Origin of the sequence: Paenibacillus sp. L3-i20, from assembly GCF_022180385.2 — a bacterium.
Lineage (GTDB): Bacteria > Bacillota > Bacilli > Paenibacillales > Paenibacillaceae > Pristimantibacillus.
The window spans coordinates 903,229-930,198 of the sequence record NZ_BQME02000001.1 but is presented as its reverse complement, the minus strand read 5'-3'; the positions used below and the strand labels follow the sequence as shown (position 1 = coordinate 930,198).

Below are 26,970 nucleotides of genomic sequence, written 5' to 3'. Positions count from 1 at the left end.
AAAGGGTGATTTAATGAGTAGCGACGAAATAATCAAAATACCTTCACGTCAGTTGGAACTTTTAAAACAATTGGTTGGGAGAAATATTGAGAAGATGGTTAGAAATTCAGAATGGACCGGTAAAGAAGCGGTAGAAAGATATAATTTAAACCCAGAGGCAGTGTTTTCATTTACTACTGGACCTGTGTTCCTTTATTGTTCGGGTGGGTTGGTAGTTGCTGTAGGAAGTAACCCATCGATAAACTCAGTTACAATTCGGCCAGTCGGAAGAATAGAGCATGAAGAAGAAAGAGAAGGGATAGACTCGTTAGACAACACCTATAGTGATTTTGAATGGACCAAAGTAATGCATAAAAAAATACAAAGGGTAAGCATAATGAAGGGTGTTATTCATAATGTTAAATATGAGTCCCTACCTAATGAAGTTGGTATTTGTTTTACTATGGATAATGGAGTTCAATTTATTTTATCTCATGGACTTCATGACCATTCTGATGATTTTTCGGTTATCTTTATGGAACAAGTTATGCCTGATCTTGTAGAATCTGTTGAGGAAATTTAAAAGGTAATACTCTTGTAGGCGGCGACAAAAAAGTTGCCGTCCTTTCTTTTTTTGACTTAAGTTTATAACTAACGAAGGAGAGAAAAATATCGAAGACATTGAAGTTGGAGATTGTTTTCTTTCCAAGAATAAAGAGATAGGGAGTAGGGTTACAAGTAAGTCACATATCTCTATCGAAATGATAAGAAAATTATCTATGAACTTACAGTAGGTAACCAAGTCATTGAAACAACCGATAACCATCCATTCTGGGTTGAGGGTAGAGGTTGGATTCTTGCGGCATACTTGCAGATAGGTGATAAGTTACAGTAGAGCAATGGAAATACCTTGACGATTAACAACATCAAGATTTTTAAGCATGATGACATGGTCAAGATGTATAGCTTTATTGTTGAAGATTTCCATACTTACTTTGTCAGTGATTTAGGTATTTGGGTTCATAATATAAGTGGTTGTCTAACAGCTGATGCACTTAGAAAAGTTGGAAATGACATTCTCGATAAGATGGAAGAAGCAGGTGGACACACTCTTGAAAGACACGTTTCAAAAACAAATGAAGACCTTATCAAGAGGGCAAACAAAGAGGATGTAGAAGCCACAACATCGTTTACTGATAAGAGCACTGCGATAAGGTCGGTTCAAGAAAATTTACGGAAAAATGCTGATGGAATCGTGAAGTGGGTAAATGAATCGGAAAAAGCAAGGGTTGTGTTTGATGTGAAGCATGATAACGCTATTGGAAAAGGAGTATTACAGGATAAGAAAACTGTGAAATATGATTTAAATTATTCTCGTATAGTAGTGGTGAAAGATGTAAATCAAGAGCTTGGATTTAGAATAATAACGGCATTTCCAATAGTCAAGTAAAGTGGGGGCGTTAGGTGGAAAGATATGAATTACTGAAATATTTTCTTGAATGCTACTTTAATGTCAGTGCGAATTATGATGAGTTGGAGCAACTGATTACTGAATTTAGAAATAGTGAAACGGCAAAAAATCAGTCTTTGCTTATTGCCGAACTGGAGACTATTCAACGCTTGGATAATTGGGAGTTTATTCATGAGTTTGTCAGGAAGTATGGAATGCGGAACATGGCTTTCAACAAGCTAAAGTGGTTTATAGATACTTTGCAACTAAACATGACTAAATAATGTTATTTTTGACCTTGAGGCGGCAATCCTCAAGGTCTTTCTTTGTTTACCTATGACCGTTGCCGAATGAATCTTTATCCTCATTATCTCCCTATGAAACTCTTCTGAATATGGATGTACGTACTCTTTTAAGCTTTAGCAGTGCAACCTACCTGAAATGGTGATCATCTCCAAGTAACCCTCAAAATCATCAGATACCACAGCATTTAGAGTCAAATACATTAGCTTTGTTTTCTCTCGGTTTTTCCGAAATAAATGAAGTCTGTAGATAAAGCCATAAGCGATTTATAAAGCGGATAAAGGTTTTGAAACGAAATCAATAGATAGCCCAACCACTATAGTCTCAAGTGAGGTTATGAATTATTGATTTATACTGGAATGATTTGGACATGAACCAATGATTACTGTGCAAATACAATCTGGTAACGTGCCAGTTGACATAGAACAGGTAATGCAACGTGAAGGCTAGCATATTTCCCCCTAATATATTACGAAATTTGGGTCTAATTGTGGAAGATGTACAAGATTTGATTGTCTGTATTGTAGTAGAGTTAAATGCGTATATTGAGATTTCTTAATCCCTTTCGACTACGATTATGTGAGTATTTAACTTTCGTTTCAAAGTAGAAAAAGAACACATTATGAATCGAGTGTTATTCAAATAACTTAGTTCACTTCTATTCGTGGCTCAAGCCATTGAAAGATAATGCCACAACCGTATTGTTTGTTGTGAAGTAGCTTTTGAAATTCCAATCGCTATTCTAGAATAAGATTATTAAAGGGTGTTGCAGGTTGAAGAACTGTACTTACGTTATCTCATTGCTTGTTCTTGGCTTAATAATCTTAGGATTTAATTACGTTAATAAAAATACTAAAGCACGAAACTTACAAGCTTCAATTGATACAAAATTTAAGATTGAACTAAGCGATGTTCGCGATAATTTTGTCGTGGTGATAAATGACTATAAATATCGCACCGTCTCCGTCTTATCGAGTATTTCCAATGTTGCCACTATATCTGAATTAACGTCGTATAAGGAACAGAATGATAATTACAAATGAATGAAGCGTTATTGAATCGGAATGCGAAGCTCATGAATGTAATGACCTGATAATAAATATGTGCAAAAGAATGTATCAACAATCCTCACAAATGAGGATACATCCGTTTCCACCGCAACTAAATATTGCATATTAGCGTCTAATAGGTTAGTTCTATAAGGCGGTGAAGAGATGAATTCATTCAAAATATATAGCTTAATGTGGTTTGTGTTTATCGTTTTATTTAGTACAGCTGTTATTGGACTCGAAATCGTCGAAGGAGATAAAATTACGACTACGGAATATTATGGTCTAAATAATTTAGGGGTTAGCTTTGTTTTTTTTGTTGTCATATTTTCAGCTGCTGCTTATTTCTTTACATTATTGCCTCTATCCATCTTTATTCGTACATTTCTCAAAGCCACGTTGGAGCGAATGATTAGTTATACGGTCTTGTTCTCATTAAGCGGTATTGTTGTATTTCACGTATTATTCGACGACTATTTCATTGAAAGCTACGGACTTAATGGAGGAATTGCTGTACTCCTATTTGGGATTATTGGTTTTAGTTATGCCGTTGTGGAAATTACTTTGGACAGCTTCGATAAAAAGCGCACTGTTATATGAATTTTTCGGTCTTTCTTTCAATAGAGTAGGAAGCATACACTTAAAGTGCATCTTATTCTATCTTTGAAGGGAGAGAGTCGATGTGAGAAGAGCCAGTTATTGTATGGGGCTTGTACTGTTGCTGCTTTTTGTTGTACTGCCAAGTATAGTGCCACCACCTGTTCATGCTGCTGCTAATGGAATTGTGAAGCGGGTTTATACGGGCAAAGCGAGGTATAATCCCGGAACAAGCGCAACGATTAAGGTTGAACTAAAGAATGACACAGGAACTACTTTTAGCGGAAATGTGAATTTGACTATCCATCACCTCGAAACGCAAGTGTACGCTACCTCCACCCCAATTAACTTACCTAACGGAAGTTCTACCACAGTTAACTTCACTTGGACAACACCAAACACGGATTATAAGGGTTATTTTGTAAATATTACTGCTGGATCGTCCAAAGGGGCAACAGCCGTCGACGTATCCAGTAAGTGGACCAGATTTCCACGTTACGGCTACATTACGGAATATCCGTCCGAAAGTGCATCGGTTACGGATGCAAGGGTGAAACGTACCGTAGAAGATTACCATACGAACGCATTTCAGTTGTATGACTGGATGTGGCGGCATGAGAACAATATTAAACGAACAGGCGGGACGGTCGACAACTCGTGGGCCGATTGGAGTGGCAAACATACGATGTATTGGCCAACGATCCAAAACCTGATTTCCTCCATGCACAACTACAACGCGGCTGCTATGCCATACACGATGACATACGCAGCGCTCCACAATTATCAAGCAATTTCAGGAGTTAACCCTCAATGGGCAATGTATTCAGATACCGCACATTTGAGTCAGCTAGGTTTTGACTTCGACGACAATAATCCGGATACGTGGTTATGGTTGTTCAATCCTGCTAATGCAGGCTGGCAAAATTATATTTACGGCCAATATCGGGATATGATCACGACAGCAGGGTTCGATGGCATCCATCTCGATCAGATGGGTGAACGTGCTGATCCTTACGATTACAATGGCAACGTCGTTGATCTAGATAATAGCTTCTCTGGCTTCGTTAATAATTTACGGAGCAATCTCAATAGCAATGGCATGTCAGATAAGGTACTGACGTTTAACAATGTGGATGGCGCGGCTAATGGCTGGGCATTTGACGATGTGACGAAAAACGCGAATTACGATTTCACATATACCGAGATATGGGGCGGAGCTAACGACTATATCGAGCTGAAATCGCTGATCGACAAAGCGAAGCGCAATAACGGGCAGAAGGCGGTCGTACTGGCTGCATACATGAATTTTGAAGAAAACACAGGTACTCGTTATGAAGCAGAGTCAGCATCGTTGAACGGAGTAACAACGAATACGAATCATACAGGTTATACCGGAAGCGGGTTCGTAGATGGCTTTGGCGATACCGGAGATTACGTCCAATTTTCGATTAATGCACCAGAAGAAGGTTGGTATGGGCTTGTCTTCCGCTATGGCAATGATACAGGAACAAACAACACTCGCAGTCTATATGTGGATGGATCTTTTGTGAAGCAGGTTGGCAATTTTCTCGATCAAAACAGCTGGGGAACGTGGAAGTTCGATGCCTCTCATACCGTTTGGCTAAGTGCTGGCACACATACAGTTAAGCTGGCGAAAGAAGCAAACGACACAGGTTTTATCAATCTCGATAGCTTAACTTTGGGAACGTTCAATGATGCTTCCGTAAGGCTGACAGGGGCGGCAATTGCAGCGGCTGGCGCTTCCAGAATTGAGATGGGTGAAGGCGATCAAATGTTAGGTCACCCCTATTTCCCAAATAGAGCGAAGCAAATGCGAAATAGCTTAAAGGAAGCGACAAAAGATCAATACAATTTTATTACGGCATATGAAAACTTGTTGTTTGATAAGGATGTGTTTAATACCGATTCTGGCAACCAGTTTGTTGAAATTACGGGTCAGCCCGTTTCAGGTAGCGGCACAGCGGGCAATATATGGAGTTTTATGAAGCAAAGCGACAACTACAACATCGTTCACCTCATCAATTTGAAAAATAGTACAGATACCGACTGGCGAAATTCGGATATCACTCCAACAACGCTAACAAATTTAGAGACGAAAGTGTACATCGGCAATGGGGAGTCGGTATCAGGAGTTTATGTCGCTTCGCCAGATATTGCAATGGGTGCGACACAATCGTTAACGTATTCAACGGGTACAGATAGCAAGGGCAAATACGTCGCATTCACACTGCCATCGCTGCAATATTGGGACATGATTTATATGAAACGCTCTTTCGCTACCCCAACAAATGATATTTATGAAGCGGAAAAAGGTGTGAAAGTAAACGTTGGTGTGAACACGAACCATGTAGGTTATACGGGAACCGGCTTTGTCGACAACTTCTCAGACAATGATGGCGTTACGTTCACTGTATCAGCCGCACAAGATGATGATCAGGTACTGCGATTCCGCTATGCGAATGGCGGAACGAATGCCACAAGAGATATTTTCGTAGACGGCAATTACGCTGGGACAATCGCTTTCCCATCCACAGGAAGCTGGAGCGGCTGGTCTACTTCAGAGTTAACGGTCTCTTTGAAGAAAGGAATTCATACGATAACAATATGGAAAAATAATTCCAATACAGGTGCTATTAATTTGGATCATCTAGATTTGGATAAAACGTATGTATGGCAATTCGACCGTCAACTGACGACAGTTCCAGCAGGTTATCGGATTACATTTCTTACTGGCGCATCGGGATGGGCTCATCAAGGTGTGAACGGATGGACCAGCAAGACAGATTCCATGATGAGACCAAACGGATCAAGTAAGGCTTTACTAGATCATGAAATCTCGGTTGGGCCTTTCTCCGCTGGAACAGTCGTCGATTTCACTTTCCTATGGGATGACAATGGAAACGGCGTGCTGGAGAGTAGTGTGGATAGGTGGGAAGGTACTGATTTTCACATTACAGTCAATTAACATCTGACCCAGAAATTTATATCCCTCAATAGGAAATATGCGATCCATAGGGAGTGGCAACTTTCTTCGGCAAACTGTCACTCTATCCCCTCAAACCCATCAATGGAAAGGTAGGAGTTATTATGTCTATTCCAAGTAGAATTCGTGGTAAGCGTTTAGCCATCTATGGAATTATTATTGCGCTCTTATGTTCAACTTTTTTATCTGTTCCAGTTGTACCTGTATCTGCTTTTGTACCTGCTCTTGGCAATGTAACTGCGTTCTCAGCGTCAGCTGATACGTTAACGCTCACTGTTGATAATGGTGCGGAGCCTAATGATGACATTCTGATCTTTAATGTTTTGCAAAATGATATCGTGAAAGTATCGTATCGACCAAATAATGTAGCGCCAAGCAACGATACGCCTATGATCGATCCGAACAAAACGTGGAGCACTGTAGGCGCGACGATTAATACGGCGAGTAACCCCATTACGATTACCACTTCAAAGATGAGTGTGGAAATTACTAAAACTCCAACGAGAGTAACGATCAAGAAGGCGGATGGAACGACGCTGCTATGGGAGCCAGCAGGCGGCGGCATTTTCTCTGATGGCGTGAGATTCCAGCATGCCAGCGGTCATAATATTTATGGTATTCGCAGCTATAATGCAAATGAAGATGCACCTGATTTAATTCGCAACAACAACAGCCATCCCGCACACGCAGGCAATCAAGGAGATTCCGGTGGTCCTCTTATGTGGTCGACAGCTGGGTATGGCATTTTGGTAGACAGCGATGGTGGATATCCGTATACCGATGACGCTAGTGGGAAGCTGGAGTTCTATTACGGCGGAACACCAGTGGAAGGCAGGCGATACAGTAAGACGGATGTTGAGTATTACGCAATTGTAGGCAATCCGAAGGAAATTATGTCAGGAGTGGCTGAAATAACGGGCAAGTCGCCGCTGCTTCCGAAGTGGTCGCTTGGTTTTATGAATTTCGAATGGGGCATGGATCAGACAGAATTGGCGACGATGACCGATACGTATAGAGCGAAAAACATTCCGCTTGATGCGTACGGGTTGGATTACGATTGGAAAAAATATGGCGAGACGGCTTACGGTGAGTTTGCTTGGAACACTCATAACTTTCCTTCTGCGGCTGGAACTGCCTTGAAGACACATATGGATGCTAAAGGCGTGAAGCTAATTGGCATTACAAAGCCTAGAATTGTCACGATGGATGCGAGAGGCAACCGTACTAGTCAATATAACGATGCAAATAGCGGCGGTTATTGGTATCCGGGGCATAGCGAATACTCTGACTATTTTATACCTGTGTTAGTTAGAAGTATCGATCCTTATAATTCGGCTATGCGCGCCTGGTATTGGGATCATTCCAAGGATGCTTACGATAAAGGAATTGTAGGCTGGTGGAACGATGAAACGGATAAAGTAGCTTCCGGTTCCGCACAATGGTGGTTCGGTAATTTCTCAACGACACATCTATCGCAGGCGATGTACGAAGGACAGCGAGCATATACAAGTGGGGCGCAACGTGTATGGCAGACGGCGAGAACGTTCTACCCTGGCGCTCAACGTTATGCGACAACGTTATGGTCTGGCGATATTGGCGCACAATTTTATAAAGGAGAGAAAGTTAGTTGGGCATCCGGCATGCAGGAGCAGCGCACAGTTATGCTTTCTTCGATCGCTATGGGTCAGCCGAAGTGGGGCATGGATGCAGGTGGATTCAATCCGTCTGACAGCAACCCTAGCCCAGAGTTGTATGCAAGATGGCTGCAATTTTCTGCATTAACTCCCGTATTCCGTGTACATGGCAATCTCCAGCATCAACGGCAGCCGTGGTATTACGGGAACACAGCTGAGGAAGCGGCTAAGGGAGCGATCCAGCTCAGATATTCCTTAATCCCATATATGTACACGTATGAGAGAAGCGCATTGGAAAATGGCAATGGTTTAGTAAGACCATTACTATTCGATTACCCAAATGATGCGGCAGCAAGCAACTATACGGAGGCATGGATGTTCGGGGATTATCTACTTGCAGCTCCAATTGTCGATCAGTCGCAGACGACCAAAAATATTTATTTGCCGGCGGGAACATGGACGGATTATTTCCGCGGGATTACGTATGCAGGTGGTCAGAACATTACGTATCCCGTCAATGCAGAGACTTGGTCAGATATTCCGCTCTTTATTAAGAAGGGGGCAATCATTCCATCACAGAAAACACAGGACTACATTGGTCAAAGCGCAGTTTCTAAAGTGAATGTTGATGTGTTCCCAGATACGACGGCTACCAGCTTCACTTACTATGAAGATGACGGTACTAGCTATGATTATGAAGGTGGAGAACACTTTAAGCAGACGTTTACAGCTCAGGACAATGGTGGAAGTGGCGTCACTGTAGGTATTGCAGCGAAATCCGGTGTATACACGCCTGAGGTTCAGTCATACATCGTCAAAGTTCATGGCAAAGCGGGCACAGCCGTTACAAGCAACGGCACATCCCTTACTTCTTATGGAGATTTAAATGCTTTGCAAGCTGCTAGTGGAGAGGGCTGGACTACTGGCAGGGACATTTATGGTTTAGTCACTTATGTAAAAGTAACAGCAGCGAGCACATCAGCCAAAACTATCGTCGTTACTGGAAATGGAACAGTTGCAGCAACCTCAGTAAAGTTGGAAGCAGAAGAAGCATCCTTGTCGGGCAATACAATAGGGACAAAAGCTAAAGTCAACAATAACCATGCTGGATATACAGGTACGGGCTTCATCGACGGTTTAGATCAAGCCGGTGCGGGGGCAACCTTTTATGCAGATGTGAAGACAGGCGGCGACTACACGCTAGATCTGAGATATGCGAACGCTACAGGCTCAGCAAAGACGATAAGCATCTACGTGAACGGCAAGCGAGTGAAGAGTACAAATCTTCCAAGCTTGGTGAACTGGAGCACATGGTCTACGAAAAGCGAAAGTGTTCCATTGGCAGCAGGACGCAATGCCATTACGTACAAATATGACAATAATGCTGGGGACACAGGCAGTGTGAATGTAGATTATATTACGGTGCCGTTTGCTCCTACAGCAAGCAAGTACGAAGCAGAAAGTGCGGAACGTTCGGGCGGAGCAGCAACGAATAAAAACCATAAGTTCTATACTGGTGAAGCTTTCGTAGATGCATTAACGACGGTAGGAGCACAAGTGAAGTTTAATGTCGATGTGCCTTCAGCAGGCAATTACAGCGTTGCGCTAAGATACGCAAATGGTTCGGGCAGCACAAAAACGCTTAGCACCTATGTGAATGGTGTAGACGTAGCACAAGTTAGCTTAACAAGCCCGGGGACCAGTTGGGATACGTGGCAGGATGCAACCCAAACCCTAGCATTAAATGCCGGCTCGAATACGATTGCTTTCCGCTACGATTCCGCAGACACAGGTAATGCTAACGTGGATCGGTTGTTAGTTTCTTCGTCAGCTCCTGGTACACCAGAATCAGAACGGAATTTACTTGATAATGGGGACTTTGAGCGGGAAACGGGCTATGGCAGTGCATGGACAGAGTGGCATCCAAGCGGCCAAGCGCTTGCATACGGAATTGATAGCGGTTCAGGAACGAATCCACCTTCTTCTGCGTGGACAGAAGATAAACGAGCGTATTTATATTCCGCAGGCGCATATAAACAAAGCATTCATCAAGTCATCAACGTACCAGTTAACAACAGCAATTACGAGTTCGAAGCGAGAGTCCGTATGCAGTATGCCAATCCAACGACGGCAAGAGCCGAAATTTCGTCATATGGCGGGACGTTGCTGACGCAAAACATTACGAACGACGGTGTCTGGAAGTATATAAAGATCAGCAATATTTATGTAACGAGTGGTGTGATCGACGTAGGCTTCTATATCGACTCCCCGGGCGGAACCGTGCTCCACGTCGATGATGTGCGGGTGAGGAAGCAGTAAATGTAGCAAAGCCAAATAGGATGGTATTCAAGCGGAAGAAATTGATCCCTTGAAACCATCCTTCTTTTTATGAATGAGTTGGTGTTTCAAAATTGACATATTTATTTGAAATCAAAGATGGCAATCTTTTATTCGTAGAACAGAAATACGAGTAAGTGAGTACACCCTTTGTCATTCATCTATTGCCTCAACGCCCTCTCCTGAAACACACCGGGAGGCATGCCGAAATGTCCTTTGAAGACGTATGAGAAATGTTTGACGCTCACGTAACCAACCTTCTCTGCAACATCATATACTTTCTCTGAAGGTCTCTTCCGCAGCAATGTTGCCGCATGTTCCATTCGAACTCGCGTCAGAAATTTAATGTAGGACTCATCGGTCTGTTGATGGAATAAGCTGCTTAAGTATCCAGGTGACATTCGCATTTTGTCTGCAATTAATGCAAGGCTAAGTGGTTCAGCAAAGTGATCAAAAATATATTCCTTAACCTTCGTAATCGTTTCATGTTCCTCTTTCATTGCGAATTGAGGCGAGATTATCGATTTATCTGTTGTTTTCGAATCTTCGAAAGTTTCGTTGTTGCCATGCTTGGAGGAGAGAAGAGAAGGAGGTCCTTTCAAGCGTTTTGTTTTTAAAATAGTATCAGCCCATTTATAGGAAGCAGCAAGCTGAAGCACATCGATCTCCGGCGTGCCGATAGCTCCCCATAAGGGTAGACCTGTCATATGACGAATAGCCTCTGATAATTGCTGAAATAGCAGCAGGCAGTGATCTCCGACATCTTTCCCATCTTCACCTGTTATGAGCAGTGTTGTTCTCCCATCGTTATCGACAAAGAGTGTTTGACCTGAATTCATAACGGTTAACTCGGCTGCTGTCTGATGGACGATGTAACGGTATAGAGCCTGATCAGTTAATGAAAGATCTCGTTTTCGAAGTTCAGCATCATCAAGGTCAACGATCATGATTGCCCCTTCTGCTTCAATCAAGCTAATCTTTAGCCGATGCAGCATCGGATACAACACTTTAGTTTCGATATAATTGTCTGTAATAATGGCTCGCAGCGCATTTCTAGCAATTTGTTCTCGTGATTCCTCTGATAAGGAAACGAGGGAGCGATAAGCGTCTTGTTTTAATTGTTCAGCTGCGAGTTCAGAAGCGACAGTGCCAAGCACAGACACCAGTTCCTCGCGTACTAACGGCTTCAGCAAATAATCATGAACACCGTAGTGCATAGCTTCTTTCGCCAAAGAAAATTCGTCATAGCCTGAAATAATGATCATCCGAGTTTTTGGATGTTTAAGCGATATTTTTCGTGCCAGTTCGATGCCAGTCATTATGGGCATTTTAATATCCGTCATAATGAGATCGAAGGCTGCCCCTCCCTCTATCAAGTCCAACGCTTCTTTCCCGTCCGAAGCTTCTCCAGCACATATCCACTGATTATGAAGCAAGTGAATATTCAACTTTATATATTCCCTCGTTAGTGGTTCGTCATCAACGATTAGCAGCTTATACATCATTAGCCTCCTTTACCATCTGTAGGTAAGGAATGGACAAGGTAACTGTCGTCCCTGCTTGCGGCAAACTAGCAATACGTAATCCATATTCAATTCCGTACTTTACTTTGATTCTTTTATTTACATTAATGAGACCGATACCGGTATGGTTACTGCCCGGGCTTTCGGTATCATAGAATCCATCGACCTTTTGCTGAAGACTGCTAAGGGTGTCAGCATCCATACCAGAACCGTCATCTTTAACTTCAATTAGTAAGGAATCGGTTAATTTGTAGCTTGTAACAACAATCGTCGTTTTTCCTTTTTTGCGTTCACATCCGTGCAGAACGGCATTTTCAACGATGGGCTGTAGTAGAAGTGCGGGAATAGGAAGGCTGTATAATTCCGGATGAATCGTAATACTGTAGTCAAGGCGACCTTCAAAGCGACTGCTTTGAATACCTAAGTAGGCGTGGAGCAATTCAATTTCTTTTTGAAGCGGCATTTCTTTGTCCCATTGAGACATGGCTCTAAGGAGGCTGCTGAGCGCATTAATGTGATCAACTGCCCTTTCCTGCTTGCCCGACTGCATAGAAAGACTAATGAGATTGAGGGTGTTGAAAATAAAATGCGGGCGGATCTGACTGAATAGCGCATTGATTTGCGCTTCCTGCTGGAGTAACTTCGACTCATATACTTCCTTGACGAGTACGGTATTTTCACGAAGCATTTCATTTATGCGACCAACAAGACGATTAAATGCTGCTCCCAAATAACCTATTTCGTCTCTGCGATTGCTTAGGAAGCTGACGTCCAGCCTACCCATTTCCACATCCTTCATTAGTTTGACGATAGCTAGCAGTGGCTTCAAGAAATGGCGAATAAAAACAATGAGCACGAGAATAGCTAACAATGCGCTTGCGATGGAGAGGAATAAGGTTCGATTGCGCGTATGTATCGCTTCGCTGTTCATCTCGTTTACAGAATTAATCGCGATAATCTGCCAATTCATTTTTGGAATGACGGTTGTATTCAAAAGATAGCCGCCTTTCATGTTCCCCTCCATTTGAACAGTTGCGAGTACAGTATCTTTGAAAGCATCATTTGAGGCGTAGATGAAATCATTCTGAGCGTCCAAAATAAACAATCCGCCGTTCTGACCCATCTTTGCTCTCTCGACGATATCTATTATTCCTTTATAGTTAGCATCAGCTTTAATGATGCCTAGAATCTTCTGTGTGTTCGTAATGCTTCTAAGCTGTTTAACCACCGAAAATAGTTGTACGTTACCACTAGGATTAAATTCATTTTTGCTTGCGGGCACGACAACATATTGTTGGGAGGCCAAAGCCTGCCTATACCAGTCGTAGTCTTCCATACGTTCATCAGGAATGAGCTTAGTGGGAAGCCGCGCACTGGAGTAGATGTCGTCTGTTACGATCGAGACACGGAGAATATCTTCACGTGGGAATATCATCATTTCATCAAGAAAGGTTTCAATTCGTCTACGCTTCTCTAGCTGTGCTAGTTCAGTATGATCAGTTGGTTCTTCAAGAGATTGCATAAAGCTACCGTTGCGGTATGGGAACAAGGTTAGTCTGTAGAGGTCGTCGAGATACGTATCAATATTTAGTGATACTTGCTCAATGATTTGTTGGACTTTATTTGAGGATTGCTCATGAAAGTCACGGGTGTACTGTATATAGGATAAGTAGGATTCAAAAAAGACAGATCCAAGCAAAAGCAGACTAGTTATTGTAATCAGCTTGGGCTTAATGCTCCATTCACGGTAACTCTTGAAGGGGAGGAAAGATTTCATCGCATACTCCTCTCAAGCGATTTGGGTTCTGTTAGTTATATTGTATAGGATCATCCCAAGCAATTGTAAAGGCAATGTGAAAAAAACGTACCCAAATCACTAAAATCCGGTATTTCATTGAGAGGTTATTTACCTTTAATCTAGAACAGTAGCACAATTATATCCTCAGGGGAGGAAACACATTGATCCGTAACAGAATGGTGTGGTTTCTGAGCGTATTGCTCATCTTGGCGCTTAGTGCAGCATGTAGTTCGAACGGGAAAGAGCCGACCAGTTCTGGAAGCGCTTCATCGCAAGCGCCAACCGCCTCTGCGGGGCAGCCTGAGACAGAGAAGCCGCCGGAGAAAGTAACGCTGAAATTTTTTACAGGAAAAGTGGAGACGGTTGATCTGATGAATGAGCTGATCGCCAAGTTTGAGACTGATAATCCTCATATTAATGTAGAGCAAGAATACCAGAAGGATGCTAGCAATGTGATTAAAGTAAAATTTGCCTCGGGTGACATTCCAGACATTACAACTGTGTATTCGCAGGACTATGTAGATCAGGGTAAATATTTAGACCTGTCTAACGAAGCCTTTTGGTCCCGCGTTCTGCCTGCAATTAAGGAATTGAATACGGATATTAAGACAGGCAAACAATTCCGAGCAGCGACGAATGTAACGATGGCAGGTATTTTCTATAATAAACGGGTATTTGAGGAACTGGGTTTGAAGGAAGCCTACACATGGGAGGAGTTCAAGGGCAACCTGCAAACGATTAAAGATCGAAAGCCGGATATGACGCCAATGTTTCTAGCAGGCAAAGATTCTTGGACGCTTGGTCATCTCATAGAGTTCATGGCACATGGTGTTATTAAACAACAATTCGGTGTAACGGAAGCACGTACAGCATTTATTAATAACGAATCCGAAAAGCTTACATTTGATGCAGCAGGCGGCGGGATCGATGCATTTGCAGGAAGATTGCTGGAGCTGAAGGAAGCAGGTTTGATTAATAAGGATGCGTTAACAGCCACTTACGACAATCAGAAAGAAGCATTTGTTACTGGGAAATCGGCTCTGTTCAGCCAAGGAATGTGGGTACTTGGAGATTTATTGACACTGAATCCTAATATTGCTCCTGACATCGGATTTTCACCATTCCCTGCAATCGTAGACGGAACAAAACCTGTTACACTCTCAGCGGAGGATTCTGTTTATGCCATTACATCGGAATCCAAGCATCCAGAGGAAGCTAAGAAGTTTCTAGCATTTTTATTCCAGCCAGAAAACTTGAAGCAGTACAGCGAATTTTTGAAATCACCGCCAGCCTTTACGGATGTAAGCGCAGATTGGGGACCGCTCAAGGATCAAGCTGCGGCAGCGCTGCAATCGGGTGTTAATATTGCTTTTACAGATACACCATCAGGATTCTCGGGCGATGATGCTGGACGCATAGTGCAAGAGCTGCTTGCTGGTAAGTATAAGAGCACGGGTGACTTTGCCTCCGCCTATAAAGCAGCTTGGGATAAAGCTTGGAGTGCCACGAATAAGTAGCGATCACACGGCAGGAGAGAGAAACGATGCGTACAATGTTTCATAAAATGTGGGGCAACCTGCATCATTTCATGGCTGTGCCAGCAATTCTGCTATTTGGCTTGTTTTTCCTCTATCCGTTAGCGCAGGGCATAGGTATTAGCTTGACGGATTCGAATGGTATAACGGCACCAAACTTTGTGGGGCTACAAAATTTCGTAGACTTTTTTAAAGACGATCGAGCACGAAATGATGTTCTAATTACGATCTATTTCGCATTAGGAAGCGCACCATTGCTCAATTTGTTCGGACTTATGTATGCGCTGCTTCTAGATAGGAAGCTCGCTGGCAGAGGAATCGTTAGAGCAGTGGTTTACCTGCCTGCTGTCATTAGCCCGCTCATTATGGGCTATATCTGGTATTTCATTCTTCAGCCGGAACGTGGATATGTGGCTTATGTGCTGGAGAACATCGGCCTTGGATTCCTCGATGTTAATTGGCTCGGCGAGAGCTCTTCAGCCCTAATTGTTCTTATTGTCGTCAACGTATGGCAATACGTCGGCATGACCATGATTGTCTACTTGGCGGGACTTCAAGGAATTCCCGCTGATCTGTATGAAGCAGCGACTATCGATGGAGCGGGCAAGTGGACATCTCTCCGATACATTACATTGCCATTACTGTATCCATCGATCAAAATCAATGTCGTAACAAACATTATCGGCTCCTTGTCTGTGTTCGAGATTATTGTTGCATTGACCGATGGCGGGCCAGGATATGCAACCGAGTCACTCAGTATTTATATATTGAGAATGCTGTATGGAAGCTTTACTGGATACTCTACGGCAGTCGCTATTATTTTATTCGTCATTATTTTGATTCCTGTTGCACTGTTTCTGCGATTCACACGAAAGTCTGAATATGAGCTTTGAGAGGGCAGAGGGCGATGAAACTACGTGCATCAACCGTCATAAAGTATGTCATTGCCGGAATGATGGTCTTAATCTCTATCATTCCGTTCTACGTCTTGTTGTATCTGGCGATGAATACACCATCAGGCAGTATGTTCAACGGATTATTTCTAATGCCAGATTTTCACTTTGGCAATTTCATCGATGCTTGGAACGGTTCCAAGCTCGGGAGGGCGATGATCAATTCCATCTCTATTACGTTTGGAGCGGTAGCACTTGTCGTATTCGTCGCAAGCTCGGCTGGTTATGCGATTGCGAGATTTCGCAACTGGAGGCATGCTGCGATCTTTAATATTTTGCTCGCTTGTTTGATGATTCCAGCCATTATTATTACGGTTCCGCTTTATACATTAATAAGATCTATTGATGGCATCAATACTCACTGGGCGATGATCTTGTTAACCGCAACGAACGCCCTACCATTGTCGGTGTTCCTGTATACGAGCTTTATTCGTACATTGCCTAAGGAAGTAGAGGAATCAGCTGTTATAGATGGCTGCACATACTTCACTGCATTTTGGCGAGTGACCTTCCACTTTCTCCGTCCGGTTACATCGGCTGTTGTTATTCTGACGGGACTCGGCATATGGAACAATTATGGTCAGGCGGTCTTTTTCCTGCAAAGTCAAGAGATGCGGACGATTCCGCTAGCTGTTTCGATGTTCTTCCAGACCTATGGCGCCAAGTGGAATTTGATGGCTGCTGCTGCGCTCATTGGTCTAGCCCCTGCGGTACTTGCATTTGTTCTTTTCCAAAGATATTTCATTAAAGGCATCACTGCTGGTGCGTTGAAAGGGTGAAGGAATTGAGCGCTGAGAAAATAGTGTGCAGGATTGGAGATCTATACCCTGCGAAAGCTCAATTTGTCCGTGGGGAAAAGGTTGCTTTGACCGTCGAGCTTGTGAACGAAGGAAATGAGGTACGGTTTGTGCGGGTGGTATGTACGATTCGGGAGCTTGCAGACGAGGTGGAGAAGCTAGAATTTGAGATGAGCATTCCTTCCAATGCCACGGCTGCTTACACGATAGAGGTAGGACCGTTCGAGAGGGACTTTACGGGTTATGGTGCTGATGTGGATGTAGTTAATCGCGGTATCGTTGTCGATACCGCTTCAACAGCCTTCGATGTCGTTTCGAATTGGAGGAAGGCTACGAGGTATGGGTTCCTTAGTGACTTTGGCCCTCAAGAAATAGGCGATGATGAAGATGTGAAGTGGATGGCGAAGCTTCATTTGAATCTCGTACAATTTTACGATTGGATGTATCGACATGATGATCTAGTGAGTGACGCAGAAACGTATACAGATTTAATGGGGCGTGTCGTAAGTCGAGATGTGGTGGAGGAGAAAATCAGACTTTGCCATCGCTATGGTATGAAAGCTGTAGCTTATGGCGCGGTCTATGCGGCCAGCAAAGCATTTGCGGATAACAATCCTGCTTGGAGATTGTATACAAGTTCAGGTGAGCCCTATGACTTTATCGGTATATTTAGCATTATGAACATCTCCTCAGATAGTCCTTGGCATCGCCATATCGTAGACGAGTATCAAAAGGCAGTTACTTTGCTCGATTTCGATGGTATTCATATGGACACGTACGGATTTCCGAAGACAGGTTGGTCAAGGTTGAATGGGAAGTCTCGTTTGGAACGGCTGGGCGAGCAGTTCCCAGAATTGATCGAATCGACTCGAGATGCTTTGTCCATAGCGAAGGATGATATATGTCTCATCTTCAACAATGTAGGTAATTGGCCAGTTCATACAGTTGCAAGGGCAAGTCAAGATGCCATCTATGTAGAAGTGTGGAAGCCGTATGAACGATATCATCACCTGCGAGAAATCATAGCTTGGTCGAGACATTTGAGCGACAATAAGCCTATTATTTTGGCAGCGTACTTGAAACCATTCCGAGAAGCTGGATCAATGGGTGGGACAGGGAAAGTGCTGAGTGATGCAGAGGGAGGAATTCGCAAAGTTGGAGCCGAGCATGGATTCCGCTTATTAAATGCAGTCGTTACCGCTCACGGTGCCTATCATCTACTTCATGGTGAACAAGGAGGTGTGCTGACGCAAGGATATTATGTCGACCATTCCAAGCTACGTCCTTCGTTTATGCGTATAGTACGGGACTATTGTGATTTTGGCGTGCGATATGGACATATTACACATGATAACGAGCTGCGGGATGTAGCAATGACTCATGCCGATGGAGATAATTTGGAGTATGCATTTGAAGGATTTCCTTATAGTACGTATGGTGAAGCGGGCAAAGTATGGACGGTAATTCGAGAGAATGATAGGGTAAAGCTCATCCACAGCATAAATTTATCCGCTGCCTCTGATGATTATTGGAATGAGCCGAAGGAGCAGCCGGAGATTGTAGTTGGTCGTACGTTTAGAATTGCTCTCGATGACGAACTCGACTCTGTTTTATTAGCAAGCCCGGATACTAACTTTGGAAGAGCGCTGGAGTTGGACTATCGAATAGAGGTTACTGCCCGTGGCAATGTCGCTATTGTAGAGCTCCCCCCTTTATTATTCTGGGATTTGTTGATTGTGAAGCTGCGGGACGGGGAAGATACGGTATAGAGATGTAGAGATGTAGAGATGTAGAGATGTAGAGATGTAGAGATGTAGAGATGTAGAAGCTGGTGCTGGTAGATGCTACGTTAGTGCACTCTGCCTCTCATTGTTAGCTAATACTAACAATGAGAGGCATTTCACAGTAGTGGATATTACTTCGCGAGATGCCCTTCGGGAAGAAGAATTATGAAGGGCTTGGGTGAACTGTCCAATGTTATAATAGGAAATAGATTAGTATGCTACCAAATACGAGCAAAATAAGTGAAACAATTAATTCTCGCGAACCATCTCTATACTTCCAGTCGATAAATGACCGAATGGCAAATGCTATAACTAATAGTGACATCCAGTACCATTTCGTAGACGGATGTTCAAAATCCCCTCAGCATTCTTCTTGAACGACCTCTTCTTTGGAGCTAACGATTATGCTTTTAAGTTACATATTTTTCATATTCGACAGCGAATTAGCACATTCCTTGCTGAATATACAACAAAACTGTAAGTTTCTTCATAATTAGAATGCATGAGAAACTTGCGAATTCTTTTTTAACGTAATACAATGTGCTTGAAATGGTTGCGTTAAAGGGGGAGAAAAGATGAGCACTGCTAATCGTGGAATAAACATTGGACCTCCGAGGTTCAAAATAGCTGTACATGCTATCGTATGGCTTGCCCAAAGCGGCAGCGTAGTATCAAGCGCTATGATTGCAAACCAAGTCGATTCTCATGCGACCTTTATGCGTAGAGTAATGCAGGCTTTGACCTGTGCAGGTATAGTAGAATCTAAAGGCGGCCGTGAAGGCGGTTATATATTACGTATGGCTGCAAGTCAAATAACGTTAGGTCACGTTTATTGCGCAGTTAGTTTAACAAATGAACCGGAGTATGGAGTCGAGTGTGATGAAGCGGGTGTGCAGATCGACTTAGAGTTGGAGAAAATATTATACGAAGCAGAACGGCAAACAATCGAATATCTTAAACAGTTCACAATAGCTGATGTAATGAATCGGGTTGACTATTTTACGCAATAGTGCATTTCGAATAAAATAAATCAATAGTATCGTTCTGATATTATGATGTGCAAATAAAAGAATAAATTTGCTATGCGAATTTTTTTGGGACAAAATGTGCTTGATTTAAGCACATAATAATATTGAGAATCCTTAGGAATAGTAGCTCGTTCTGAACTTTTATCCATAAGTGGAGCATAAAGTAATACGTAAGGTGTTTCTTTGAGTGATCAAACTGCGAAGTGGGGAGATGATTGCGATGAACGTTGTATCCTTCCTATTACAAAGTATTTTGGTATTAATTTTTCTATTGGCAGGTAACGGTAAGGTGTCGGGATACCCCATGCATGTAGAAAGCTTTAAGCGCTGGCGTCTGCCGCAATGGTTCCGCGTTGTAACGGGGGTTGTTCAATTAGTAGGCGCTGCTGCTCTAATTATCGGCTATTGGGAACCAAGCTGGACGGCAGCGGGAGCATTATTGCTAGGCTTTGTAGCTATCGGCGGTGTATTGACCCATCTTCGTGTGAAGGACAACTTTTATCAAACCTCTACCATTTTCATTATTGGACTAATTGCGTTCGTACTATTTTTTCTAAATATGTCGGCGTTATCACATTTCCCTGGATTCGGTGGATAGCGAGTGAAAGTCAATGTACAAATAGGCAGCCTAATACCGGATGGTATAAGGTTGCCTATTTTGTTTGCGCCGGCAATCACTTGGGTTTCACTAGTGGAAATGCAACAATTATGCAGTATATTTTCGTTAATGTAAGTGGAGGTGTTGAAATGAAAAAGCATATTCTTTTAGTTTGCATCTTGATGATTGGTATGTTCCTATATCCAAAAAACTCGTTTGCTTTAAAGTGCGTAGATTTGGAATCCGGTGAGAAAGCTTATAACAAGTACGATGGTATTATTGAAGCTCAGGTTGAGAAGGTCACTCGAAAAAAAGAAAATAATAGATTGCAATTGAAAGTAATAAGAAGCTTTAAGGAAATAACGGAAACGAGTCTGTCGGTCACTGAAGATATGACGTGGGGCTCTTTGGATGGTCCAGGTGAGAAGGGCGAAACATATTTATTTTATTTGAAAAAAAGTAACGGACAATGGGAAAATCCACTTTGTTCCCCTTCAATGAAAATCGCTGACGCGGGCGAGGAACTCAAGTATCTTGGAGCGAAAGAGATTTCACTCAAAGATACCGAAGAAACGGAGGGAACAGCGGGGAAAGTAGGAGAACAAGAAAGCGCAGGATCAGAAATCACAGAAAGTACAGGAGTAACCACAGGGGGGAAATGGAGAAATCCAGCAGGTTGGCAATGTTTCTAACGGTGGAAGTAAGACTATTTTTGGTATGAGTAGTTGGATTGTTATTTCAATTGTAATCGCGGGTATTTTGTTAAGCCTTCTTCTCTTCGGAATACTTCGTAAAAGGAGAAACAAGTGATTGTAGTTACCTAGTACTCGCTTGGATTTAAGCTATACATTTGGTAAACTCATGTAAATAAATGTGATAGGTATAAGTGCATTTCGGACAATAAGAAGGTGAATGGATATTGAGTACACATAATGATCGTACACTTGAAAGCGACTTGCCAGCAGGACTTAGCAAGCCAGCGCTAAGGGCACTTACCGGTGCTGGATATTTGCGGTTGGAGCAATTTACGAGCCTCAGTGAGAGGGAAGTTTTGCAGCTACATGGAATGGGACCAAACGGAATCAAAACGCTCCGCAGTGCGCTTGAAGCAAAGGGTCTTTCATTTGCTGATCGTTAGGCTAGATATGTTGATTGGTGACTTATGGAGGGGATGTATCTAGGGGGCATTATTTATTTGGACAACTGGCTTTCGTTCGAAAAGGAACATTAAAGTTGCTGGATGGTGTAACAGAGGACAACGCAGATCGTATTCCAGATGGCTTCCGTAATACAATTCGTTGGCAGTATGGCCACATCTATGTTGTCCAAGAACGGTTCGCCTTTCAATATATTGGACTTCCTCAGCAATTGCCGGCAGGATTCAAGGAACGATATGAATACGGCACTTCTCCATTAACAACGACAGCGACCGATGCTGTGCCAACTCTTCAAGAGCTTGAATGGATGCTTAATGAACAGCAAGAGAGAATCTATGAAGCATTAGCGAACCGCCTTCAGGAGAAGCTTGTGCCCTACACGACTTCTACAGGGATTACACTGAGTACACCCGAGCAATTTCTGAGCTTAAGCCTATATCACGAAGGCTTACAGCATGATTAAAGTGTATAAATCGTTATTATTGCGGACTAATGGATGAGTAATAATACTCATAATTGTTATTAATGGGAGAGCCAAAATAGAAATCGGGAAACATTCCTAATTTCTATTTTGGCTCTTCCTCGTTTTAAGGGCTTGTTGTATAATCAGAATTCTATACACAATTTTGGGAATTTTTACTTTACCTCATGGAATCATCACAGCAGCGGAAAGAAGGATATCGATGATTAGACGACTAAAATCGCTATTAAATGATTACCATCCTATTGTTAACGTGTTACTCATAGGTACTGTGTTTGCCCGTATTGCAAGCTCAATGAGCTTACCATTTCTTGCTATTTATTTGTTTAAATACACTGATATGAGCCCAATGATGATAGGTTTAACGATTGGGACAGGTTCCCTCGCAGGTATGCTTGGTGGTTTCTTCGGCGGACATTTGTCTGACCGATTCGGTCGGAGAATTGTTATGCTCGCAGCTATTTATTTATGGGGTGCTGTGTTCGTCGGATTTGCTTTTGCAAGTTTGCCGATTATCTTTGCACTACTTAACGCATTAAATGGTTTATGCCGTTCATTCTATGAACCCGTGTCACAAGCACTGATGGCAGATCTAACCAAACCTGAAAAAAGGTATGCCGTCTACTCTTTACGATACATGGCTATTAATATTGGTGTATCGGTAGGTCCGCTGCTCGGAACAGTATTTGCAAGCATGAGTGGACGTTTACCGTGGTTAATTACAGGCTGTTTTTATTTGATTTATGGAATTTGGCTTCATTTCTTACTTAATAAATATGGTATACGCAGCATCGAAGGGGAGAAGAAAAATCCAGTCTCCATCGCTGATTCATGGAACGTCATTCGGAAGGACAGAGCATTCCGTTACTTTATTATCGGCGGCATAGTTAGTGCGATCGGATATGCACAGATGACGTCAACGTTATCACAATTCATTGGTCAGAACTATAAAGACGGCGTAACTCTGTTTGCATGGATGATGAGTATTAATGCGATTGTCGTTATTGCGTTCCAGATGCCACTTTCCAAATGGGCAGAGAAGCGCAGTCCGCTTACATCGATCATCTTAGGAAGTATCTGTTATGCGATAGGCAACATAGGTTTTGCATTTAGTAATAGCTGGTGGTTCTTGATATTAGCCATGGTTGTATTTACGTGGGGCGAAGTATTGACCTTCCCAGCAGGTGCTATAATGCTCGATCGCTTAGCGCCAGAGGGGATGAGAGGTACTTATTTTGGAGCACAGACCTTTACCAACTTAGGTTTTTTCCTTGGCCCGTGGTTGGGTGGGTTCCTATTGCAAGAATATGGCGGACAAACGTTGTTTATAGTGATAGCCCTTATAACGTTGTCATCCATTTGGTTCTATCGGATAGGCGAAATGAGTGTCAAGTTGCCTAAGCAAGCTTCTTCTGAGGTAAGTGTGTAAACATTTTAGAACGAAGTTAGAATTAGTGATTTTCATATTAAAAGATATATTTCCAAATGATGTATGTTAAAATTGTGAGCGGAGGCTCGCAATATAAGTTTAGTGAGTCTTCCAATCCGGTATTCGGGTCGGAAGACTTTTTTTGTTTTTTTACATACATATAGGCGGGAGGGGAAACATGTTTAGTAATGTGGAATTTTCAGTGGATAGTATGTCTATTCTGACTATTTTATCGATACTTTCTAGCTGGGGTCTTATTATCTATTTTGTCACTAAGCAGTATTTGAAGCTTGAGAAACGGCCTGTTGTTTGGAAGATGATACTTGCTACGTTCATTGGCTTATTTGCAGTCACAAATCCATTGACGGTGTTCGAAACGTACGTGAAGCTTGCCATACTCCCTTTGGGCGTATGGATATTATATTTCTACTTGAGACATAGACATACATCTTGGCAGCAGTACCGAACATTTGCATGGATCGGCTTTTGGTCTAATTACATCTCTTTGGTCGTGACATTATTATTCAGTTTTCTTCAAAATAGCATTTATCCAGAGTCTGAAGCATCATCATACATCGCTAACGTTAATCATGCAGCTATTGTAGCCATTCATCCGTCCGCATCTGTAGCAAAGCTTGATAGGAATAAATTACTTAACCAACTAGAACAAGTTCAGCCCGATGTAAATACAGTTGACGCATGGTATATCGGGTCGAAATTGGAAAGTGAAACCTACTTTCAGCATGAACGTTTTCCTTATTTAATAATTGGAGTAAAGTCAAAATGGGGCAGCGGTCTGGAAGCAGCTATATATATTCAGGATGATGGTAAAGGCCTATATATCGCGGGTCGTGATCGACATTATTATTTTCGTTCTGAGCAACCTCTAATTGAAGTGGAGGTTAGGAACTCATGAAGAAAAAGTTGATCATCGCTTCAATTATTTTGGTTTTAGCAGCCCTTTACGCTTTTCGAAACTATGATGGCAAGCCTGGTCATTTTCTAAGTGTTCAGGATACATTAGAGTCAATAAATAATTATTATGTTGAAGCAGGAGCCAACGAGATTCTAGATGTTATTCACCTTGATAGCAGCCATGTATACGTGCCGTTCATCTCTATTTCGGGTAATTATAGTATGAGTTTCTGGATATGGGATCGAATGAAGTGGAGAGTCGTAGCAGTTGATACAAATGGTTACCCATATATATGGAAGCTCAGCCAAAGTGATCCGACCAAGCAATTCATAATGTGGAATACTCATCCTAAAAAGCCTATTAGCGAAATAGATTTTTATTTAATAAGGGAACGCACATATCATATTGAAAATGGAGTTTCATTTTATACACCGCGTGTTCAACTTAGGCAGTCGGCTAGCATGAAGGAGAGCACTTACGGAACATTGACATTCCCAAAGGAGTGGCAGGAAATAGCTGAGGTAGATGCTTATGCGAAACGTGAAGATAGTGGAATTCTATCTACTTTAATAGGTAATAATCAGATTTCCAAGCTGTATGTTGGATGGCTGCCTCATTATAATGGAAATAGTGAAGACTTAGGTTCATTTTATTCGTCTAGTACTATGAATCGTAATTGGCAATTAGAGTCAATTCGGATGCTAAACGAGTCGGAATTGGAGCGTCCGTAATGAGCAAGATGCTGTTAGCGTTAGCATAAATGCTTCTATTATAAGTGCGAAGAAACGAAGAGCGGGAGCGATCCCGCTATTTATTTGCTTGTTTTTGTGTTATCCTTATACGCTATGACATTCAAATAAACGTTTTTATAAATAGGAGATACCATGACATTTAACGATTTGAACCTTATTCCAGATATATTAAAAGCTTTAAGCAAAGAAAACTACTCGTCACCAACACCAATTCAGGAGCAAGCGATCCCGGCTGTACTTGAAGGAAGAGACATTTTTGGCTGTGCACAAACGGGAACGGGGAAGACAGCAGCATTTTCATTGCCGATCATTCAACTACTAAGCGCACAGAAGCCACAATCCTCTCGCCGCCGCATTCGCTCATTAATATTATCTCCGACAAGAGAATTAGCACTACAAATTTCTGAAAATATAGATGCATATAGTCAGTTTACCGATCTGCGTAGCTTTGCAATCGTTGGCGGGGTTTCCCAGCGTTCCCAGGAACGTGCGCTAGAGAGAGGCACAGATATATTGATCGCAACGCCGGGCAGACTGATGGATCTTATGAATCAGAGGCTTGTCGACTTGCAACATGTTCAAATACTTGTTCTCGACGAAGCAGATCGTATGTTGGATATGGGCTTCATTAACGACGTGAAAAAAATTATTTCGAAGATGCCGAGCAAGCGCCAAACGTTGTTTTTCTCTGCAACAATGCCGCCGGAAATTGCTCACCTTGTTAAGTCGCTTCTTACAAATCCGGTTAAGGTGGAGATTACTCCAGTATCCTCTACCGTTGAACGTATCGAGCAGTCGATGTATTTGGTTGATAAAGATAACAAGCCTGAGTTATTGATTCATTTGCTCAAGGACCCAGCTATCAAAACAGCGTTAGTATTTACACGTACGAAGCATGGTGCAGACCGTGTCGTTCGTGGACTAACAAAGCTGAACATTACGGCTCAAGCTATTCACGGAAATAAATCACAAAATGCTCGTCAAAGCGCATTAAATAACTTCAAAAGCGGCGTTACACGCGTTCTTGTAGCAACAGATATCGCAGCACGTGGTATCGATATTGAAGAATTGTCCCATGTGATCAACTACAATCTCCCGAACATTCCAGAAACGTATGTTCACCGTATCGGACGTACAGGTCGTGCGGGTCACACCGGCGTAGCGATTTCCTTCTGCGAAGCAGAAGAGTTGCCATACCGTAAAGATATTGAGAAGGTGATCAAAAAGACGATTCCAGTTGTCGAAGATCAGCCATATCCGATGCTTGTTACAACAGTGGCTCCATCAGGGAAATCGGGTGGACAATCGAGATCAGGGAACTCAGGCAGAGCGTCTGGTCCGTCGAGATCAAATTCAGCAAGACCAAATTCATCGCAGAGATCTTCAAATGGTGGAGGCTCATCATCATCGAGACCGTCAAGATCAGCGGGATCACAAGGTGCAAGCTCGTCATCAAGACCGTCAAGATCAGTAGGTTCGCAAGGAGCAGGCTCATCATCGAGACCGTCAAGATCGGCGGGGTCACAAGGAGCTAGTGCGACATCGAGACCTTCAAGACCAGTGGGATCACAAGGAACAGGCTCATCATCAAGACCGACAAGATCAGCAGAACCGCAAGCAACAGGCGTTGCTTCGTCGAACCCTTGGTTGCAACGATAGGTTAAATCATAATAGAGGAAAAGCAGCATTTCAGAAGGAGACTTTCTGAGATGCTGCTTTTATTATTTCAGTGCGAACCCCAAGCTCACATGAAATTCCTAGGAGGTTCGCACCACAAGCCAGACAAGGGATTTCAGCGATTATGGCGAATAAGTATACATAAAATACTCCATCAAATTTGGGGTTCGCAGAAAAAGCCTTATAAAC

The 26,970-nt window shown here is 42.6% G+C and carries 20 protein-coding genes and 1 pseudogene; 19 read left to right on the top strand and 2 right to left on the bottom strand.

The window, feature by feature from the left end; genetic code table 11:
* Positions 1-13 precede the first annotated feature (13 nt).
* The 6 genes from MFF31_RS04560 to MFF31_RS04535 all read left to right on the top strand — a co-directional run bounded on the left by MFF31_RS04560 (position 14) and on the right by MFF31_RS04535 (position 10,335).
* Complete coding sequence (locus MFF31_RS04560; RefSeq protein ID WP_238186924.1) at positions 14-562, top strand: hypothetical protein; 549 nt, start codon at positions 14-16, stop codon at positions 560-562.
* 375 nt (positions 563-937) lie between these two features.
* Positions 938-1,429 (top strand): RNase A-like domain-containing protein, encoded by a 492-nt coding sequence (locus tag MFF31_RS04555; RefSeq protein WP_248565397.1) that lies wholly within the window; start codon positions 938-940, stop codon positions 1,427-1,429.
* Positions 1,430-1,443: 14 nt separating this feature from the next.
* Positions 1,444-1,713, top strand: coding sequence for a contact-dependent growth inhibition system immunity protein (locus MFF31_RS04550; RefSeq protein WP_238186922.1), 270 nt, complete (start codon positions 1,444-1,446; stop codon positions 1,711-1,713).
* 1,233 nt (positions 1,714-2,946) lie between these two features.
* Positions 2,947-3,381, top strand: coding sequence for a hypothetical protein (locus MFF31_RS04545; protein WP_238186921.1), 435 nt, complete (start codon positions 2,947-2,949; stop codon positions 3,379-3,381).
* Positions 3,382-3,463: 82 nt separating this feature from the next.
* Entirely contained in the window at positions 3,464-6,364 is a 2,901-nt protein-coding gene (locus MFF31_RS04540) for a glycoside hydrolase family 66 protein (protein ID WP_238186920.1), read from the top strand.
* A 122-nt stretch (positions 6,365-6,486) separates the two neighbouring features.
* Positions 6,487-10,335 (top strand): TIM-barrel domain-containing protein, encoded by a 3,849-nt coding sequence (locus tag MFF31_RS04535; protein WP_238186919.1) that lies wholly within the window; start codon positions 6,487-6,489, stop codon positions 10,333-10,335.
* 179 nt (positions 10,336-10,514) lie between these two features.
* On the opposite strand, the gene MFF31_RS04530 is transcribed toward MFF31_RS04535, so the two are convergent.
* Together MFF31_RS04530 and MFF31_RS04525 are read right to left on the bottom strand one after the other, a co-directional pair.
* The gene (locus MFF31_RS04530) at positions 10,515-11,855 is read right to left on the bottom strand and encodes a response regulator (protein WP_238186918.1); all 1,341 of its coding nucleotides are present in this window, start codon (positions 11,853-11,855) and stop codon (positions 10,515-10,517) included.
* On the bottom strand, positions 11,848-13,653 hold the full coding sequence (locus tag MFF31_RS04525) for a sensor histidine kinase (protein ID WP_238186917.1): 1,806 nt from the start codon (positions 13,651-13,653) through the stop codon (positions 11,848-11,850). Before MFF31_RS04525 ends, MFF31_RS04530 begins: the two co-directional genes overlap by 8 nt.
* Before the next feature lie 182 nt (positions 13,654-13,835).
* Between MFF31_RS04525 and MFF31_RS04520 the strand changes: the two genes are divergently transcribed.
* The 13 genes and pseudogenes from MFF31_RS04520 to MFF31_RS04460 all read left to right on the top strand — a co-directional run.
* Complete coding sequence (locus tag MFF31_RS04520; RefSeq protein ID WP_238186916.1) at positions 13,836-15,191, top strand: ABC transporter substrate-binding protein; 1,356 nt, start codon at positions 13,836-13,838, stop codon at positions 15,189-15,191.
* A gap of 26 nt (positions 15,192-15,217) precedes the next feature.
* Positions 15,218-16,102, top strand: coding sequence for a carbohydrate ABC transporter permease (locus MFF31_RS04515; protein ID WP_238186915.1), 885 nt, complete (start codon positions 15,218-15,220; stop codon positions 16,100-16,102).
* Positions 16,103-16,116: 14 nt separating this feature from the next.
* Positions 16,117-16,941 carry a carbohydrate ABC transporter permease gene (locus tag MFF31_RS04510; RefSeq protein WP_238186914.1) on the top strand — a complete coding sequence of 275 codons (825 nt, stop codon included), beginning with the start codon at positions 16,117-16,119 and terminating at the stop codon, positions 16,939-16,941.
* Positions 16,938-18,728: a glycoside hydrolase family 66 protein gene (locus MFF31_RS04505; protein ID WP_238186913.1), complete on the top strand. Its 1,791-nt coding sequence runs from the start codon at positions 16,938-16,940 to the stop codon at positions 18,726-18,728. Before MFF31_RS04510 ends, MFF31_RS04505 begins: the two co-directional genes overlap by 4 nt.
* 590 nt (positions 18,729-19,318) lie before the next feature.
* Positions 19,319-19,753 carry an RrF2 family transcriptional regulator gene (locus tag MFF31_RS04500; protein WP_238186912.1) on the top strand — a complete coding sequence of 145 codons (435 nt, stop codon included), beginning with the start codon at positions 19,319-19,321 and terminating at the stop codon, positions 19,751-19,753.
* A 205-nt stretch (positions 19,754-19,958) separates the two neighbouring features.
* Positions 19,959-20,369, top strand: coding sequence for a DoxX family protein (locus tag MFF31_RS04495; protein ID WP_238186911.1), 411 nt, complete (start codon positions 19,959-19,961; stop codon positions 20,367-20,369).
* A 149-nt stretch (positions 20,370-20,518) separates the two neighbouring features.
* Positions 20,519-21,061, top strand: coding sequence for a hypothetical protein (locus MFF31_RS04490; RefSeq protein WP_238186910.1), 543 nt, complete (start codon positions 20,519-20,521; stop codon positions 21,059-21,061).
* Positions 21,062-21,288: 227 nt separating this feature from the next.
* A complete protein-coding gene (locus tag MFF31_RS04485; protein WP_238186909.1) occupies positions 21,289-21,507 on the top strand; it encodes a helix-hairpin-helix domain-containing protein in 219 nt (72 codons plus the stop codon).
* A 17-nt stretch (positions 21,508-21,524) separates the two neighbouring features.
* Positions 21,525-21,989 (top strand): DinB family protein, encoded by a 465-nt coding sequence (locus MFF31_RS04480; RefSeq protein WP_238188491.1) that lies wholly within the window; start codon positions 21,525-21,527, stop codon positions 21,987-21,989.
* Between the two features lie 220 nt (positions 21,990-22,209).
* The gene (locus MFF31_RS04475) at positions 22,210-23,436 is read left to right on the top strand and encodes an MDR family MFS transporter (RefSeq protein ID WP_238186908.1); all 1,227 of its coding nucleotides are present in this window, start codon (positions 22,210-22,212) and stop codon (positions 23,434-23,436) included.
* Between the two features lie 178 nt (positions 23,437-23,614).
* The gene (locus tag MFF31_RS04470; protein WP_238186907.1) at positions 23,615-24,352 is read left to right on the top strand and encodes a hypothetical protein; all 738 of its coding nucleotides are present in this window, start codon (positions 23,615-23,617) and stop codon (positions 24,350-24,352) included.
* The gene (locus MFF31_RS04465; protein WP_238186906.1) at positions 24,349-25,083 is read left to right on the top strand and encodes a hypothetical protein; all 735 of its coding nucleotides are present in this window, start codon (positions 24,349-24,351) and stop codon (positions 25,081-25,083) included. Before MFF31_RS04470 ends, MFF31_RS04465 begins: the two co-directional genes overlap by 4 nt.
* Before the next feature lie 153 nt (positions 25,084-25,236).
* Positions 25,237-26,377 (top strand): annotated as a pseudogene (locus MFF31_RS04460) (DEAD/DEAH box helicase); the annotation flags it as partial.
* Between the last annotated feature and the right edge of the window lie 593 nt (positions 26,378-26,970).

Excerpts from the sequence above, each read along its gene's own strand:
- MFF31_RS04560 (WP_238186924.1), top strand. The coding sequence starts at position 14 with ATGAGTAGCGACGAAATAATCAAAATACCTTCACGTCAGTTGGAACTT.
- MFF31_RS04555 (WP_248565397.1), top strand. The coding sequence starts at position 938 with ATGTATAGCTTTATTGTTGAAGATTTCCATACTTACTTTGTCAGTGAT.
- MFF31_RS04545 (WP_238186921.1), top strand. The coding sequence starts at position 2,947 with ATGAATTCATTCAAAATATATAGCTTAATGTGGTTTGTGTTTATCGTT.
- MFF31_RS04535 (WP_238186919.1), top strand. The coding sequence starts at position 6,487 with ATGTCTATTCCAAGTAGAATTCGTGGTAAGCGTTTAGCCATCTATGGA.
- MFF31_RS04530 (WP_238186918.1), bottom strand. The coding sequence starts at position 11,855 with ATGTATAAGCTGCTAATCGTTGATGACGAACCACTAACGAGGGAATAT.
- MFF31_RS04525 (WP_238186917.1), bottom strand. The coding sequence starts at position 13,653 with ATGAAATCTTTCCTCCCCTTCAAGAGTTACCGTGAATGGAGCATTAAG.
- MFF31_RS04515 (WP_238186915.1), top strand. The coding sequence starts at position 15,218 with ATGCGTACAATGTTTCATAAAATGTGGGGCAACCTGCATCATTTCATG.
- MFF31_RS04510 (WP_238186914.1), top strand. The coding sequence starts at position 16,117 with ATGAAACTACGTGCATCAACCGTCATAAAGTATGTCATTGCCGGAATG.
- MFF31_RS04500 (WP_238186912.1), top strand. The coding sequence starts at position 19,319 with ATGAGCACTGCTAATCGTGGAATAAACATTGGACCTCCGAGGTTCAAA.
- MFF31_RS04490 (WP_238186910.1), top strand. The coding sequence starts at position 20,519 with ATGAAAAAGCATATTCTTTTAGTTTGCATCTTGATGATTGGTATGTTC.
- MFF31_RS04475 (WP_238186908.1), top strand. The coding sequence starts at position 22,210 with ATGATTAGACGACTAAAATCGCTATTAAATGATTACCATCCTATTGTT.
- MFF31_RS04470 (WP_238186907.1), top strand. The coding sequence starts at position 23,615 with ATGTTTAGTAATGTGGAATTTTCAGTGGATAGTATGTCTATTCTGACT.
- MFF31_RS04465 (WP_238186906.1), top strand. The coding sequence starts at position 24,349 with ATGAAGAAAAAGTTGATCATCGCTTCAATTATTTTGGTTTTAGCAGCC.